Source organism: Sphingomonas sp. S-NIH.Pt15_0812, from assembly GCF_003951315.1.
GTDB lineage: Bacteria > Pseudomonadota > Alphaproteobacteria > Sphingomonadales > Sphingomonadaceae > Sphingomonas.
This window is the reverse complement of record NZ_QLJH01000047.1, coordinates 1-16,040: the sequence shown is the minus strand read 5'-3', so window position 1 is coordinate 16,040 and position 16,040 is coordinate 1. Positions and strand designations below refer to the sequence as shown.

Sequence of the window (16,040 nt, the reverse complement as noted above, 5' to 3'; positions counted from 1 at the left end):
CTCGATGGTACGTGCACGCTGAGATACTAGGTCATTGCGTTGAAGGTCGTCGGCCGCTGCGTTCGCTACATGGGAGCGATCAGCGAAGCCAATGAACAGGCGAGCACCCTCGCCGAACACATCGCCGCCGACGACGAGGCGTAGTCGACCGCGATCGGACAGATCGCCGCCGCGATCACGGCGATGGACCGCACCATCCAGCAAAATGCCGCCATGGTCGAGCGGACCTCCGCCACCGCCCGGCAATTGACGTGTGAGGTAGCTGAACTGACGGTCAAGCCATCGCGCTTCGATACGGGCCGCCCGGCCTCCACCAGCCGCACCCCGGTCGCCGCACGCCATGCGGCCGCAGAACCTGTCACGCCCGCCCGATCGTCCGCCCGACTGGCGGACGCCGACGCCTGGACCAGCTTCTGACGTCGGAAGGACGCATCATCGTTCCTCGTCAACCGTCCGCCATGGCTGTTCCACACCCATCCGATGCCGGCCTGGCGGCGGCCCGCGCCTATCTGGAGGATCAAGCACGGGTCGCCCATGGCTTCGGCTCGCCCTTCGTCGCGGCTCTGCTGCTTGCCGGGGCGCGGCATTTGAAGGTCGCCCCATATACCGCAACGATGATGGCGGAGCGGCCGGGCAACCGGGCAAGCGCGGCCGTCGCGATTCGCTTCCACAGCGCGCTTCATGCCTTGGCGCGACGGGGAGGCATCGCGCCGCTCGCCGCCCTGTTTGGTGGAGAAACGGTCGATGTCGACCATGCGGCACGCACCCCCCTGACGATGGGCGACCTGGCCATCGCCGAGCGCCCGAAGCACCCGACCCAGACCATCGAGGTCGCTCGGTCCGCCGCCTTCGCCGCCGTGCTGCCGCATCTTGGCCAGATATTCGCGATGCCGGTCGACCTGCTCGAAATCGGTGCGAGTGCGGGGCTGAACCTCAATCTCGGCCGCTACCGCCACAATTTGGGCGGGACCATTGCTGGCGATCCCTCTTCCGAACTGACGATTCCCCCGATCGGGTGTGCTCCTCCCCCGCCGGCGACCACGCTGGATGTCCGGACCGCGCGCGGCGTCGATCTGGCGCCGATCCGGATCGAGGATGCCGCCGCCTGCGAGCGCCTGCTCGACCATCTGTTCGTCGATCAGGTCCAACCGATGGATCGACTGACCCGCGCGCTCGCCATCGCCCGGCGTCATCCGCCCCGACTGGATCAGGATAGCGCCGGTGCCTGGCTCCCGGATCGGCTTGCCACGGTACAAGTGGACGGATGCCTCCGGGTCGTGCTCCACTCGATGGTCATGCAATATCTGGCGGCGGACGAACGCCGAGACGTGGTCGCAGCTTTACAACCGGCCGGCGCGCGCGCCGATGACCGGCATCCCCTGGCCGTAATCGGCCTGGAGTGGACGCCGGCGCGCGACGCGGTCCGTCTGACAATGACCCATTGGCCGGACGGCCGGACACGACAATTGGCCGAGTGCGATCCCTATGGCGCCTGGATACGCTGTCGCGCCTGACGCCGATCAGGCCAGCGCCCGGTCGAATGCCGCCTCGGCATGGAGGCGGGTCGTGTCGAACAGCGGCACCGGGCTGTCCTCCGCGCCGATCAGCAGCATGATCTCGGTGCAGCCGAGGATCACGGCCCGCGCGCCCCGGTCCGCCAGCCGGGCGATGACGGCGCGATATGCCGTGCGGGACCGGGGATGGACCACGCCCGCGACCAGTTCGTCATAGATGATTTGGTGCACGGTCGCGCGGTCCTGGGCGTCCGGCACGAGTACCTCCAGGCCATGGTAGTCCGCCAGCCGCCCCCGATAGAAATCCTGCTCCATGGTGAAGGCGGTGCCGAGCAGGCCCACGCGCTGGATACCGGCCGCCTTGATCTGCTCGGCCGTGGGGTCGACGATATGGATCAGTTCGGCGGACACGGCCTCCGCGACCTGGTCCGCCATGCGGTGCATGGTATTGGAGGCGATCACCAATATCCCCGCCCCGGCGCGCTCGAGCGCCGTGGCGGCGGCGACCATGCGCTCGGTCAGGGCCGACCAGTCCCCGGCCGCCTGCAACGCCGCTATTTCGGCGAAGTCGAACGACCAGAGGATGCACCGGGCAGAGGCCGGGGCGCCCAGCCGGTCCCGCGCCCGCCGATTGATGATCCGGTAATATTCGGCCGAGCTTTCCCAGCTCATGCCGCCGATCAGGCCGATCGTCCGCATTTCCCTGCCCCCTTCAGGCCATGGCGAGCCGCCAATAGGTCGCGTAGCGTTCGTGCGCGATGCGGAAATAGGGGATCATCCGGATCGGCTTGCCGTCGGTGGCGGCCGTCTCGAACTCGAGGGCGCGCGCGGTCGGGCGAATCGTCCGGACAATCGCCTCCGCGTCTCCGGCCAGTGTCGGCGTGATGAAGGGCGAGGCGTTATATTCGCCATATTTCCGCTCGTTGACGATGATGTCGACGCCAGGTGCCAGTCCGTCCTTCCCCAGCGCCCCTGCCAGCACCAGCGGTCCATAGGTGAAGGCGACGATGTCGGGCGCGGCGGGCGAGCGCTGCGCCGCGACCGTCATCGCCAGTCGCAGCTCGACCTGGTCGCCATCGCGCCAGGTCCGAGCGAGATCGAGATAGCGTCCGGGCCGATCGGAACGCAGGACTTCCTCGCCATTGACCAGCACCACCGCATCGCGGCTCCAGCCGGGATGGCGCAGCTTCAGCCTCATCGCGGCTGGTCGCTGCAAGGTCCAGCGGAACCGCGTCGCGCTCGCGTCGGGGAAGGCGGTGGTCTGCGTCAGGGTCGCCTGCTTCGCGTCCCAGCGGACCGAGGACGGCACGAACAGGTTCACGTAGAGCGCGTCGTCATCATGGAAATAGATGGAGTCGCGATATTTGACATGGTTCTCCATGCCAGTGCCCGTGCAGCACCAGAAGCTGTCCTCCGGCGTGTGGTACAGCTTCATATAACCGGGACGCGCGCCCTGGAAATAGGTCGCCATGCCGGTGTCCGGGTCCTGCGAGGCCAGGATGCCGTTATAAAGCGTTCGCTCGTAATAATCGGCATAGTCGGCGCGGGGATCGTGCAGGAACAGGGCGCGGGTGAGCCGCAGCATATTATGCTGGCAGCAGGTCTCCGATCCCTTGGCGGAGAAGACATGATCGGCGAAGGTCGCGGGCGCGAAGAAATGCTCGTTGTCGCCATGCCCTCCCGTGGCGAACGAGCGGGTGGTGGCCACCGTCTTCCAGAAGAATTGCGCGGCGGTGCGATACTCCTCCTGCCCCGTCTCCTCCCACATCCGCTGGAAGCCGATGATCTTGGGCAGTTGCGTATTGGCATGTTGTCCGTCGAGCAGATCGCGCTGCCGGGCCAGCGGCGTCAGCACCGCCTTTTGCGCGAACCGGCCGGCGAGATCGCGATACTCTGCCTTGCCGGTCATGTCGTACATGTCGGCGAAAATCTCGCTCATGCCGCCATGTTCCGTTTCCAACATGGTCTCGAACTGGGCATCGCTGAGCGACGCGGTCGCGACGACCGCCCAATCGGCGAAACGGAGCAGCACCGTCCGTGCGGTCGCGTCGTCCGCCAGCAGTGCCGCGTCCCGCAACCCCGCGTAAACCTTGTGCAGCGTGTACCAGGGAACCCCCGTGATGGGCTCGCCCCGAAGATGCGCGGTGACCACGGCGGCCCCTTTGGGGAAGGCGCAGATCAGGCCGGACCGCGATGCCGCCTGGCATTCCGCCAGTTCGGAGGCGATGTGCGCGATCCGGCTGCGATAGCGCACGTCGCCGGTCGACCGATAGGCGAGCGCGCAGGCGGACAGGTAATGGCCGAGCGTGTGCCCCTGACAATGGATGTCGGCCCAGATCGGCTCCGATTCCCAACCGCCATAGACCGGCGCCCGTGGCCTTAACCCAGCATTGACTCGGAAATTGTGGAGCATCCGGTCTGGGTCGAGCGATAGGAGATAGGCCTCGGTCTTGCGCTGCGCATGGAGGAACGGGCTCTCGCCGAGCGTCACGTCCTTGAGATCGAAGGGACGCAGGCTGGGTGTCGGACGCGCGCCGACCGGCACGGGCCTGGCCTCGGGCTGAGCGGCGGCCATGACCGGCGTACCGGCCATGAGGACACCGCCACCCGCCCCGGCCAGGAAGGTCCGGCGGCTATGCATTCGACCATGTTCATCCTGCATCAGGACCTCTCCATCCCGTCATTTGTCCGACCAATGCTAGCATGGCGGGACGGGATTTGGGAAGGTCAGGCATAGGCGTAGGGGCCGCCCCGCGCGAGTGCGGCCTGATAGGCCGGGCGGGCGTGGATCTTGGCCAGCCAGGCCGTGGTAGCCGGGTAGCGGGCATCCAGACCGGCGCGATGACGCGCGGCTTCGAGCGGGAAGCTCATCATGATGTCGGCGGCGGTCATCCGTTCGCCCGCGAACCAGGGGCGGCTGGCCAGTTCCTGCTCGACATAGGCGAGATGCCGGTCGATCATCGGCTGGATACGGGCACTTGCCCGCTTGCCCAGCAGCGGTATCCGGCCAAGCACCAGCTTCAGCAGCAGCGGCGGCATCAATGACCCTTCAGCATAATGGAGCCAGAAGCGATAGCGCAGCACCTCCGACCGGTGGGCGCCGGGCCCCAGCACGCCGTCCGCCAGCTCGACTAGATATTCGACGATGGCGCCGGTCTCCGCGACGATCGTCTCGTCATCCTCCAGCACCGGCGACTTGCCGAGCGGATGCACGCGACGCAGCTCGGGCGGGGCAAGCATCGTTTCCGGGTTGCGCTCGTAGCGCTTGACCTCATAGGGGAGACCCAGTTCCTCCAGCATCCAGAGGATGCGCTGCGAACGCGAATTTTCCAGATGATGGACGATGATCGTCATGCCTGATCCCCTCTCATGATCGCGGTCGTCCGCGTCGGCGATCGCTCCTAACGCATTGGCGGGCGGAAGCGGTCCGGCGCGATGTTCGATGACGCCGACACGTTCCTCGCCCGCCAGATCCAGGCGCAGGCAGGCAATATCACCCGATCGCCGATGCGATGATCCGACAGCATCGCGGAGAGCCGGGCCAGCATGATCGGCCGGTCGGCGGCCGTCGCTTCGGCCAGCGGCCGGGCGACCGCGCCGATCCGCGACAGGAAGGACACCGCATCGGCGACGGGATCGGCTCCCTCTCCAGCGACATAGTCGAAGGCGACCTGCGCGGCGGTCGCCTCGTTCCAGCCCGCCGCCGCCAGCCATTCGGCCACCTGATCCGCATCGGAAAAGGCAAAGGGGCCGGGAGCATAGTCGCGAGAAAGAGCCGCCGTCGAACCAGTCGCGTCATCGGCGATCGTGGCGAACCGGTTGCGGGCGCGATCGCCGAAGCAGGAAAAGACCAGGCTCGCCTCCTCGCCCGCACCGGTGCGGATCGCCGCCAGGGCGTTCACCGGTTCGGGAAAGAACATCAGTCCGTGCCGGGAAATGACCAAATCCGCTGGCCCCGCCTCTTGAACAAGCGCGACAGCATTGCCCGATAGGAAGCGCAAATGGGGAGCCGCGCCGGGATCGCTCGACCGTCGGTGTGCCAACCGCTGCCGGGCGATGGCCACCAGTTCGTCGGAAAGATCGATGCCGGTGATCGCCAGCTTCGGCCGAGCCTCAGCCAAGGTCAGGCTGGTCGCGCCTGCACCGCAGCCGATATCGAGCGCCTGTCCCGTGTTTGGTGCGACGTGCACGATGGCGGCGTCGAGATGCCGGGCCAGATCGGCGAAGCTTCGATCGGTCCGGCGCCATTCCGCTGCCCAGACATGGCCGACGCGACCGGTCCAATTGCCTGCGCTGGTCATCCCATCTCCTCGCGTCAGCCCGGCTCCGAAGCGAAACGGCCCGCCGTCACCGGCGGGCCGTTCGAAGGATCAGGCGTCGTCCTCGCCGTCCGGTCCGACCATCATTTCCTCCGCGACCTTCTCGGTACGCTGGCGAATGGCCTTTTCGAGACGGTCGGCCAGTTCGGGATTGTCGCGCAGATAGTTCTTTGCATTCTCCCGGCCCTGACCGATCCGGATCGAGTCGTAGGAGAACCAGGAACCCGACTTCTCGACCAGCCCGGCCTTGACGCCCAAATCGAGGATCTCGCCGATCTTGGAGATGCCCTCGCCATACATGATGTCGAACTCGACCTGCTTGAAGGGCGGTGCGACCTTGTTCTTCACCACCTTGACGCGGGTGGTGTTGCCGGTGACCTCCTCGCGATCCTTGATCGCGCCGGTGCGACGGATGTCGAGGCGGACCGAGGCGTAGAACTTCAGGGCATTGCCACCCGTCGTCGTCTCCGGATTGCCGTACATCACGCCGATCTTCATGCGCAGCTGGTTGATGAAGATCACCATGCAGCGCGAACGGCTGATCGAGCCGGTCAGCTTGCGCAGGGACTGCGACATCAATCGCGCCTGCAGGCCGACATGGCTGTCGCCCATCTCGCCCTCGATCTCGGCGCGCGGCACCAGGGCGGCGACCGAGTCGACCACCAGCACGTCGATCGCGTTGGAGCGGACCAGCGTGTCGACGATCTCCAGCGCCTGCTCGCCGGTATCCGGCTGCGAGACGATCAGTTCGTCGATATTGACGCCCAGCTTCTTGGCATAGACGGGATCGAGCGCGTGCTCGGCGTCGACAAAGGCGGCGGTGCCGCCATTCTTCTGCGCCTCGGCGATGACGTGCAGCGCCAGCGTCGTCTTGCCCGAGGATTCCGGGCCATAGACCTCGATCACGCGGCCGCGCGGCAGACCGCCCACGCCCAGCGCGATGTCGAGACCCAGCGAACCGGTCGAGATCGCCTCGACCTGCATCGTCTCCTTCTGCCCGAGCTTCATCGCCGAGCCCTTGCCGAAGGCACGGTCGATCTGCGCCAGCGCGGCGTCGAGCGCCTTTTGTCGGTCGGTGTTTGCGGTTGCCATGCCGGTGTCGATCACTTTCAGGTTCGCGGCCATTACGGGCTCCCATCGCTAAAGCAAGCGCACCCCTAGGGCAACGCGTCACCCACCATGTACGACTTCCGTTCTACAGGAACAAGAGTGGAACATCGATTTTTATGCTACCCGGTCGGTCCGATCCGGGCAGCGGCGAAGCGGGCAAAGGCCAGGTTGTCGAAACTGTTCTCGAACAATGCCGAATGGTTGGGATCGGTCGGATCGGTCAGCACCCGCTTCAATCCGCGCAGCGCCGCCGGATCATTGGCCACCGCCAGGTTCGGCGCTTCCGCCACCATCTCGACCAGTCCGATCCGCAACGCCTCGGCCGAGTCGATCGTCCGGGCGGTGAACAGCAATCGCGCGGCCTGCCCGCGTCCGACCTGGGCCATGAGCCGGGCGACATCCTCCGCCGGATATCCGATGCCGAGCCGGGCGGGCGGCACCGCGAAACAGGCATCGGGGCCGGCGATCCGCCAGTCGCAGGCGAGGATCAGCGCCACCGCCGCGCCGAAACAGCCGCCCTCCACCAGCGCGACGACGGGCATCGGCAGCGCAGCGATCGCATCGATGCCCGCGCGCATCGCCTCCCGAAAGGGGGCGCGGCGTTCCGGCTCCGCCGCCAGCCGAGCGAGTTCGTCCAAATCCGCACCGGCAGAGAACACCCGGTCCGCCGATCGCAGGACGACCAGCGATGCGTTCTCGACCAGCGGTCCCACTTGCGCGAGTTGCTGCCACCCGGTCAGCGGAATGGCGTTGCGGGCACCGCCCCGGTCGAGCATGATCGTCGCCAACGCGCCGTCGCGCACCACCCGAATCATGCGAGGCGCGACGCCAGACGCCACCAATCCGGACGCGCCGCCGCGATGGTCCGATCGGCCGCGTCGCGTTGCGCCCCATCGTCGAACAGCGCGAAGCAGGTCGCCCCCGACCCGGACATCCGGGCGAGGCGCACCCCCGGTTGCGCCGCCAGCATCGCCAGCACCGCATCGATCACCGGTGCCACCGCACGCGCCGCCGGCTCCAGGTCGTTGCGCCCGTCCACGGCGGCCGCCATCGGATCGCCCGTCGCCAGCGCGCCCCGATCGACCCCGTCCCACGCTGCAAAGACTGCGGCGGTTGACACCGCCACCAGCGGATTGACCAGCAGCAACGGAATGTCGGTCAAGCCGTCCAGTTCGACCAGTTCGTCGCCCCGGCCGACACCCCGGCTGGTGCGTCCCAGCACACAGGCCGGTACGTCCGCGCCCAGCGCAATCGCGACAGGCATGACAGCCTCGACCGACACATCCGCCAGCCGCGCAAGGGCGCGCAACATCGCCGCCGCATCCGCCGAGCCGCCGCCGATGCCCGACGCGATCGGCAGCGCCTTGGTCAGGGTGATGGCGACCGGCCGCACGGGCGCGACCTGTGCGCGGAAACGGTCGCGCGCGCGGGTTACCAGATTGTCGCCCTCGCTCGCCAGACCGGCCGCGAACGGCCCTTCGATCGCGAAACTGTCCTGCTCGGCGGGCGTGACCGCGATCCGGTCTCCATCCCGGGCAAAGGCGAACAGCGTCTCCAGCGCGTGATATCCATCGGCCCGGCGGTGACGGACATGCAGCGCCAGGTTGATCTTGGCGGGCGCGTCCTCGACGATCGTCACAATCCCTCCGCCTGCTTGTGGGCCAGCCGCGCCAGATCGCGCGGTTCGGCCGTCACGGACGCCGCCGCCCAGGCATAGCGCGCCTCGTAACGGCGACCGGCCGTCCAGTAGAGATCGCCCAGATGCTCGGCGATCTCGGCATTGTCGGGCTCGGCGGAAGCCGCGCCCTCGATCAGCGGCAGCGCGCGCGCCGTGTCGCCCGTCCGGTGATAGGCCCAGCCCAGCGAATCCGCGATCGAGGCGTCGTCCTTCGCCAGACGGTGCGCCCGCTCCAGCAGCGCGATCGCCGCGACCGGGTCGCCGCCATGCGTGATCTCGCCATAGCCGAGATAGTTGAGGATCTGCGGATCGTCCGGCGACAGCGCCAGCGCATGGGTCAGCGCCTTGCGCGCGCCCTTCCAGTCGCCCGCCGCGTCCAGCCCGGCGGCATAGTTGAGCCAGGCGGTCGCATTGCCTGCGAACCGCGGGTCCTTCATCATCCGCTTGTACCAGGGCAAAGCCGCCTTGGCCTGGTCCGCCTGGACCAGCAACCCGGCATAGCGCGCCCGGTCGACGCCATCCGCAGTTCCGGCTTCCGCCCGTCGCCGGGCCAACGCCAGCGCCTCGGGATCGCGGTCGGTGCGAGCCAGCAGCGGGAAGCGTTCGGCCAGCGCCGCTTCGCCAAAGGGGCCGTCCAGCGGAATCGGATCGAGCAGCGCCAGCGCGCGATCCGGATCGTCGCTGCGCGCGATCTGCGTCGCCAGCACCAGACGGGCGGGCACATAGGTCGGATCGCAATCCAACGCCGCGCGCGCCATGGCCAGACCGATCACGCTGCCCCGCTCGCCATCCAGCTCGCGCGCCAGTCGCACGAGCAGGCGCGAGGTCGCAAAGGCAAGGGTCGGGCGCGCCGCGCTCGCCCTGGCCTGGGCGACCAGGGCGGGATCGTCCAGCAGCGCCGCCACCCGGTCGGGATGGTCGGCCACCAGCAACTCGGCGATGGCGCGGATCACGGGCGAACGGCCGGTCGGCCCCTGCACCGACTCGGCCGCGGCGACGCCGGCATCGACCTTGCCGCGCGCGACCAGCAACAGCGCCCGGTTCTCCGCTGCGAAACGCGCCGCCAGCGACCGGGCCGGCACCTTGTCGAGCAATGCCACGCCGTCCTGTCCGCCCGTTTCCGCCAGCCAGCCCTGCAGGGCCGGCGCGATGACCCGCAGGATGCCGCTGTCCAGCCCGGTCAGCGCCTTGGCGAAGGCGGCCGGATCATTCGCCCGCGCCGCGTCGGCGAGCGGAAACAGCGCCGCATCGGGGGGGGCCTCCTTGCCCAGGATCGCGATCGCACGGCGGACCAGCGCCGCATCGCCGCCGGCCACCGCCGCGCGATAGGCCCGGGCCGCGACCGCCCGGTCGGTCGGCGCATCGTCCAGCACACGGGCATAGGCGGCCAGCGCCGCATCGCCCTGCCCCTCGGCATCGGCCGCGCGCGCGGCCAGATAGGTCGCGAGCGGCCGGCTGTCGGCGATCGCCGCCGACGCTGGGACAGGCCAGAGCGCCAGCGCCGAACCGGCCAGACCAAGCACCTTACATATTGGGATAATTCGGACCACCGCCGCCTTCCGGAACCACCCAGTTGATGTTCTGGGTCGGGTCCTTGATATCGCACGTCTTGCAGTGGACGCAATTCTGCGCGTTGATCACGAATTTCGGATCGCCTTCGTCCTGCCCGACGATCTCGTACACGCCCGCCGGGCAGTAACGCTGCGCCGGCTCGTCATACAGGGGCAGGTCGTATTCGACCGGCACATTGGGATCGCGCAGCGTCAGGTGGACCGGCTGGTCCTCCTCGTGATTGGTGTTCGACAGGAACACCGAAGACAGTCGGTCGAAGGTCAGCACGCCATCCGGCTTGGGATAGACCGGCGGCTTGACCTGATCCTGCCGCCACAGGCTCTCATGGTCGGGGTGATGCTTGAGGGTGAAGGGCATCTTCAGCCCGAAATGCTCCGCCCACATGGTCACGCCGGACAGGCCCGAACCCAGCAGGTCGCCGAACTTCTTGACCAGCGGCACCACGTTGCGGACGATCGACAGCTCCTTCTTCAGCCAGCTCCCCTCGAACGCCTCGTGATAGGCGGTCAGTTCGTCCGCCTCGCGCCCGGCCTGGATCGCAGCGAAGGCGGCCTCGGCGGCCATCATCGCCGATTTCTGCGCACCATGCGTGCCCTTGATCCGGGGTACGTTGAGGAAGCCGGCCGAACAGCCGATCAGCGCGCCGCCGGGGAAGACCAGCTTCGGGATCGCCTGCAACCCGCCGTCATTGATCGCCCGTGCGCCGTAGGACACGCGCTTGCCGCCCTTCAGCAGATCCGCGACCGCCGGATGCGTCTTCCACTTCTGCATTTCCTGGAAGGGCGACTGGTGCGGATTGGTATAGCTCAACCAGGTGACGAAACCGATCGACACCTGGCCGTTCGCCTGATGGTAGATCCAGCCGCCGCCATTCGCGCCGCCGCCCGGCACCTCGGTCAAGGGCCAGCCCTGCGTATGGACCACCTTGCCCGGCTCATGCTTGTCGGGCGCGATGTCCCACAATTCCTTGATGCCCAGGCCATAGACCTGGGGCTGACTGTCGCGCGCCAGGTCGAAGGTGCGGATCACCTCCTTGGTCAGATGGCCGCGCACGCCCTCCGCGAAGAAGGTGTATTTGGCATGGAGTTCCAGCCCCGGCTGATAGTCGGGCTTGTGGGTGCCGTCGCGGGCGACGCCCATGTCGCCGGTCGCGACGCCCTTCACCCGGCCCTGCTCGTCGAACAGGATCTCGGCGGCGGCGAAGCCGGGGAAGATCTCGACGCCCAATTCCTCGGCGCGGCCTGCCAGCCAGCGGCACAGATTGCCGAGCGAGCAGGTATAGGTCCCCTTGTTGTGCAGGAAGGGCGGCGTCCACAGATGCGGCAGGTTGAACTTCTTCTTCGGCGTCAGCACCCAGTGATGGTTCTGCGTCACCGGCGTCTCCGCCAGCGGGCAGTCGGTGTCGCGCCAGTCCGGGATCAATTCGTCCATCGCGCGCGGATCGATCACCGCGCCCGACAGGATATGCGCGCCCACTTCCGAGCCCTTTTCCAGCACGCAGACCGAGATCTCGCTGCCGGCCTCATTGGCGAGCTGCTTCAGCCGGATCGCGGCCGACAGGCCCGCAGGCCCGGCACCGACGATCACGACGTCATAGGGCATCGACTCGCGTTCGCTCATTCCATCCACTCCCGATCCGGTCCGCCAGCGGCGGTTGCCGTAACGTTCCGCCTGTCCGCGCCGGCGGCGTCGCCGACAGGCGTACGGCGGCAACGTCCTGTCCTGTCTGCCGATCCGATAGATTGACGAAAACGTCAACCTTTGCGCAAGGGAATGCGTGATGGGGGCATATCAGACTTTCGACGCGGCGCTCGTCGCCAGCGCACTGGACTGGTGGGCCGACGCGGGCGTCGACCTGCTGGTCGACGATGTCCCGCGCGACTGGTTCGCCGCCCCGCCGCCGCCCCGTCCTGCAGCCGCCGATGCGCCGCCGCCCGTCCCGGCCCTGCCGGCGACGCTGGAGGCCTTCGCCGCATGGCGGACCGGGCCGGACGCGCCCGATGCCGGATGGAGCGGCGCGGCGGTCGCCGCCAGCGGCCCGACCGATGCGGCGCTGATGGTGCTGCTGGACTGCCCGGACCGGGAGGATGGCGATGCCGGTGCCCTGCTCGCCGGTATCCAGGGTCGCTTGTTCGACCGGATGCTCGCCGCGATCGGCCTCTCCCGCGACGCCGTGCATGTCGCGGCGGTCTGTGCCCGGCGGCCGATCGCCGGGCGGATGCCCCGCGAAGTGGAGGCCCGACTGGGCGAGGTCGCGCGCCATCATGTTGAATTGGTTGCACCCAAAAGACTGCTGCTGCTCGGCGACGCGACGAGTCGTGCGATCCTGGGGATGGAGCGCGGCGCGGCGCGCGGACGGCCACATCAATTTCAGCATAAAGACGGTATCACCCAGGTCGTCGCCAGCCTGCATCCTCGGCTGCTGATCGAGCGGCCCGCGATGAAGGCGGAAAGCTGGCGTGACCTGAGATTGTTGATGGGAGACGCGGGGGAATGAGGCTCAACCTGACGATCGCGGCGCTGCTCGCCGGCTGTTCGCTGGCCTGCCCGGCCGCCGCGCTTGCCGCGCCCGCACCCAATCCCGCGCCGGCCATCGGCACCCGCCTCGATCATATCCCCGACCAGCTCGATGCCGCGCAGCGCAGCGGATACCGGCTGGTCTTCGCCGCGATCCGCGAGGGCCGCTGGACCGACGCGCAGATCGCGCTCGACTCGATGGCGCCCGGCCCCCTCCACGCCATCGCCCGCGCCGAGCTCTACACCGCCAAGGGTTCGCCGCGCGTCGAACTCGCGCCGTTAGTCGCCCTGCTCAACGAAGCGCCCGAACTGCCGGAGGCGGAGCAGCTTCGCCGGCTGGCGCAGGCACGTGGCGCATCGGAACTACCGCCGCTGCCGGTGCAGCAACGCTTGATCTGGCAGGACGGCGCGCCTCGCCGGGTCCGCACCAAGCCGACCGCCAGCGACCAGGTCGCGGCCGATCTGCTGGCGCGGATGCAGCCTTTCATCAAGAGCGATGACGGCGCGAGCGCGGAAGCTTTGCTGATCGCCACCTCCGGCCTGTCCAGCGAGGCGCAGACCGAATGGCAGGCGCGCGTCGCCTGGATGTACTATCTCCAGGGCAATGACGAAAAGGCGCGCGAACTGGGGGCGCTGGCCGCCAATGGCTATGGCGACTGGGCCGTGCAGGGTCGCTGGATGGGCGCGCTCGCCGCGTGGCGGCAGAATGACTGCAATGCCGCCGAGACGGGTTTCGAGAATGTCGCCGCCCGCGCCAACGATGTCGATCTGCGCGCCGCCGGTCTCTATTGGGCCGCCCGCGCGGACATCGTCTGCGCCCGTCCGGACAAGGTGCAGGCGCGCCTGACCAGTGCGGCGCAGTTCCGCGAGAGTTTCTATGGCCAGCTCGCCCGCCAGGCCCTCGGCCTGCGCAACCAGGTCAAGCCGGGGCATGGCCTGGTCGCCACCGAATGGTCCGCGCTGGAACGCCGCCCCAACATCCGCGTCGCCGCCGCGCTGGTCGAGCTGGGCGAGACGGAGCTGGCCGACGATGTGATCCGCCAGCAGGCGCGGATCGGCAACCCGGCCGAGTTCGCCAGCCTGGTCCGGCTGGCCGAAACGCTCGACTTGCCCGCCACCACCCTGTGGCTGGCACATAACTGCCCGCAGGGCGTCACCACCCTGCCCGAGGCGCGCTACCCGACTCCCAACTGGACCCCCGACAGCGGCTGGCGCGTCGACAAGTCGCTGGTCTATGCCCATGCGCTGGAGGAGAGCCGCTTCCGCTCCAAGGTGACCAGCCCGGCCGGGGCGTATGGCCTGATGCAGATCATGCCCGCCGCCGCCGTTGATTTCGCGCGCGAACGGGGCCTGCCGATCGACAAGAACGCGCTGTCGCGCCCCTCCACCAACATGGATATCGGCCAGCGCCACCTGGAGCGGCTGCGCGACATGATGGGGATCACCGGCGGCCTGCTGCCCAAGGTGATCGCCGCCTATAATGCGGGGCCGAAGCCAGTCGGCGAGTGGAACAGCCTGGTCCATGACAATGGTGACCCGCTCCTCTATATCGAGAGCATCCCCTATTGGGAGACGCGCGGCTACGTCACCACGGTCCTGCGCAACTATTGGATGTACGAGGCGCAGAACGGCAAGCCCAGATCGGCCAGCCGCAATGCGCTGGCGCAGGGCATGTGGCCACGCTTCCCCGGTCTGTCCGGCGCGACGGCGGTCCGGATGCCGTCGCGCAACATCGGCTATGCCACGATCAGCCGCCCGGTGCGCCCGGTTCCCACCGCGCCGGCGCCCGTCGTGATGGCGGCCGCCGCGCCGGCCAGCGCGACCGCGCCCTCCTCCGCCCCCAGCGACACCGATGCGCTACGCGCCGCCGCCGCCGCGATGGCGATGCAGCGTCCCAAGGCCAGCATCTCCTTCTCCGCCGCCGAGCCGGGCGGCGTCCGCTGATGGCGATCGATCTCAGCCGTCCCTTTCAGCCCGTTCGCATCGCCGTGCTCACCGTCTCCGACACGCGCGGGCCGGCGGAGGATCGCTCGGGCGACGCGCTGGTCGAGCGACTGACCGCCGCCGGCCATATCCTGACGCAGCGGGCGATCGAGCGGGACGATCAGGATGCGATCGTCGACCGGCTGAACCAGTGGGTCGACGATGCCAGCATCGACGTGATCCTGACCACCGGCGGCACCGGCGTCACCGGGCGTGACGTCACGCCCGAGGCGATCGAGCGGATCGCCGACAAAATGATACCGGGCTTCGGCGAGCTGTTCCGCTATCTGTCCTACGCCAAGATCGGCACCTCGACCGTCCAGTCGCGCGCCTGTGCCTGCGTCGCGCGGGGCACCTATGTCTTCGCGCTGCCCGGTTCGACCGGCGCGGTGCGCGATGGCTGGGACGGCATCTTGCGCGAACAGCTCGACAGTCGCCACCGCCCGTGCAACTTCGTCGAGCTGATGCCGCGCCTGCTGGAACGCTGACGCGCCGAACTCGTCCGCATGACCCGCTTCACCGTCAACAACCAGCCAGTCGAGTACCGCCTCGACCCGCAGACCCCGTTGCTCTGGGCATTGCGCGATGCGTCCAATCTGACCGGCACCAAATATGGCTGCGGCACCGGTCAGTGCGGGGCGTGCACGGTCGATGTCGATGGCCGTGCGGTCAGAAGCTGTCGGACCAGCATCGCGCAGGTCGAGGGAACGAGCGTCACCACCATCGAGGGGCTGTCGCAGGAACGGGAGCATCCGGTGCAGCTCGCCTTTCTGGCCGAACAGGTCGGGCAATGCGGCTTTTGCATCCCCGGCTTCGTCATGGCGGCGGCGGGGCTGCTGCGGCGCGACCCCGATCCCAGCGAAGCGGTGATCCGCGCCTCGCTCACCAATCTGTGCCGCTGCGGCATCTATCCCCGCATCGTCGAGGCGGTGCGCCGCGCCGGCCGCCTCCAGCGGGGGGAGGATGTGATCCCCGCCGGTGCGCGTCCCGGCATCGACCCGGCCGAGGCGGCCGGCGCAGTGCCGGCCCTGGTCGCCCCCGCAAAGCTGTCGGATCGCTGACGACACAATTCAGCTTCCGTTCGTCCCGCAACGGGCACATCCTGTCCATCATCAGGGTCGGCCCGTGCGCCGACGGACAAGGAATGGACGGATGAGGACGCTGATCGGATCGTTGCTGGCGGCGGTCGCCTTTTTTCCCGCCTCGGCGCTGGCGCAGCAGGTCGAGCGGCGCGACGACGGCCCGGCCGGTGAACGTGGCCCGCCCGTGGCCCAACGCCGGATGCCCGATGCCGAGCGCTTCGGCCCCCGCCCCGACCGACCGCCGGAGGGGTGGCAGCGGCCACAG

General features: G+C 68.4%; 16 protein-coding genes. 7 read left to right on the top strand and 9 right to left on the bottom strand.

Going from position 1 to position 16,040, the window contains the following annotated elements; genetic code table 11:
- Nucleotides 1–183: 183 nt before the first annotated feature.
- Together BRX43_RS20620 and BRX43_RS18485 are read left to right on the top strand one after the other, a co-directional pair.
- Nucleotides 184–417 (top strand): hypothetical protein, encoded by a 234-nt coding sequence (locus BRX43_RS20620; RefSeq protein WP_206433276.1) that lies wholly within the window; start codon nucleotides 184–186, stop codon nucleotides 415–417.
- 41 nt (nucleotides 418–458) lie between these two features.
- Entirely contained in the window at nucleotides 459–1,514 is a 1,056-nt protein-coding gene (locus BRX43_RS18485) for a DUF2332 family protein (RefSeq protein ID WP_125996548.1), read from the top strand.
- Nucleotides 1,515–1,520: 6 nt separating this feature from the next.
- Here BRX43_RS18485 and BRX43_RS18480 read toward each other — a convergent pair whose 3' ends face one another.
- From BRX43_RS18480 to BRX43_RS18440, 9 genes are all read right to left on the bottom strand, one after another.
- Nucleotides 1,521–2,213: an aspartate/glutamate racemase family protein gene (locus BRX43_RS18480; protein WP_125996547.1), complete on the bottom strand. Its 693-nt coding sequence runs from the start codon at nucleotides 2,211–2,213 to the stop codon at nucleotides 1,521–1,523.
- A gap of 13 nt (nucleotides 2,214–2,226) precedes the next feature.
- Nucleotides 2,227–4,089, bottom strand: a complete 1,863-nt coding sequence (locus BRX43_RS18475; protein WP_241215066.1) for a beta-L-arabinofuranosidase domain-containing protein — start codon at nucleotides 4,087–4,089, stop codon at nucleotides 2,227–2,229.
- Between the two features lie 152 nt (nucleotides 4,090–4,241).
- Nucleotides 4,242–4,868, bottom strand: coding sequence for a glutathione S-transferase (locus tag BRX43_RS18470; protein WP_125996545.1), 627 nt, complete (start codon nucleotides 4,866–4,868; stop codon nucleotides 4,242–4,244).
- 47 nt (nucleotides 4,869–4,915) lie between these two features.
- Nucleotides 4,916–5,815 (bottom strand): class I SAM-dependent methyltransferase, encoded by a 900-nt coding sequence (locus tag BRX43_RS18465; RefSeq protein WP_125996544.1) that lies wholly within the window; start codon nucleotides 5,813–5,815, stop codon nucleotides 4,916–4,918.
- A 69-nt stretch (nucleotides 5,816–5,884) separates the two neighbouring features.
- Complete coding sequence (gene recA, locus BRX43_RS18460; RefSeq protein WP_125996543.1) at nucleotides 5,885–6,958, bottom strand: recombinase RecA; 1,074 nt, start codon at nucleotides 6,956–6,958, stop codon at nucleotides 5,885–5,887.
- Nucleotides 6,959–7,062: 104 nt separating this feature from the next.
- Entirely contained in the window at nucleotides 7,063–7,758 is a 696-nt protein-coding gene (locus tag BRX43_RS18455) for an enoyl-CoA hydratase/isomerase family protein (protein ID WP_125996542.1), read from the bottom strand.
- On the bottom strand, nucleotides 7,755–8,585 hold the full coding sequence (locus tag BRX43_RS18450) for a 4-(cytidine 5'-diphospho)-2-C-methyl-D-erythritol kinase (RefSeq protein ID WP_125996549.1): 831 nt from the start codon (nucleotides 8,583–8,585) through the stop codon (nucleotides 7,755–7,757). The genes BRX43_RS18455 and BRX43_RS18450 overlap by 4 nt, the downstream gene beginning before the upstream one ends.
- Nucleotides 8,579–10,144: a tetratricopeptide repeat protein gene (locus BRX43_RS18445; RefSeq protein WP_125996541.1), complete on the bottom strand. Its 1,566-nt coding sequence runs from the start codon at nucleotides 10,142–10,144 to the stop codon at nucleotides 8,579–8,581. Before BRX43_RS18445 ends, BRX43_RS18450 begins: the two co-directional genes overlap by 7 nt.
- A gap of 1 nt (nucleotide 10,145) precedes the next feature.
- Nucleotides 10,146–11,813 (bottom strand): electron transfer flavoprotein-ubiquinone oxidoreductase, encoded by a 1,668-nt coding sequence (locus BRX43_RS18440; RefSeq protein WP_125996540.1) that lies wholly within the window; start codon nucleotides 11,811–11,813, stop codon nucleotides 10,146–10,148.
- Nucleotides 11,814–11,973: 160 nt separating this feature from the next.
- Here BRX43_RS18440 and BRX43_RS18435 point away from each other — a divergent pair, with 160 nt between their 5' ends.
- The 5 genes from BRX43_RS18435 to BRX43_RS18415 all read left to right on the top strand — a co-directional run.
- Nucleotides 11,974–12,690 carry a uracil-DNA glycosylase gene (locus BRX43_RS18435; RefSeq protein ID WP_125996539.1) on the top strand — a complete coding sequence of 239 codons (717 nt, stop codon included), beginning with the start codon at nucleotides 11,974–11,976 and terminating at the stop codon, nucleotides 12,688–12,690.
- Nucleotides 12,687–14,654, top strand: a complete 1,968-nt coding sequence (locus BRX43_RS18430) for a lytic transglycosylase domain-containing protein (protein ID WP_206433275.1) — start codon at nucleotides 12,687–12,689, stop codon at nucleotides 14,652–14,654. The genes BRX43_RS18435 and BRX43_RS18430 overlap by 4 nt, the downstream gene beginning before the upstream one ends.
- Nucleotides 14,654–15,181 (top strand): molybdenum cofactor biosynthesis protein B, encoded by a 528-nt coding sequence (gene moaB, locus BRX43_RS18425; protein WP_125996538.1) that lies wholly within the window; start codon nucleotides 14,654–14,656, stop codon nucleotides 15,179–15,181. The genes BRX43_RS18430 and moaB overlap by 1 nt, the downstream gene beginning before the upstream one ends.
- 18 nt (nucleotides 15,182–15,199) lie before the next feature.
- The gene (locus tag BRX43_RS18420; RefSeq protein ID WP_125996537.1) at nucleotides 15,200–15,754 is read left to right on the top strand and encodes a (2Fe-2S)-binding protein; all 555 of its coding nucleotides are present in this window, start codon (nucleotides 15,200–15,202) and stop codon (nucleotides 15,752–15,754) included.
- 91 nt (nucleotides 15,755–15,845) lie between these two features.
- On the top strand, nucleotides 15,846–16,040 hold a 195-nt coding region (locus BRX43_RS18415; protein WP_164523673.1), incomplete at its 3' end, for a hypothetical protein.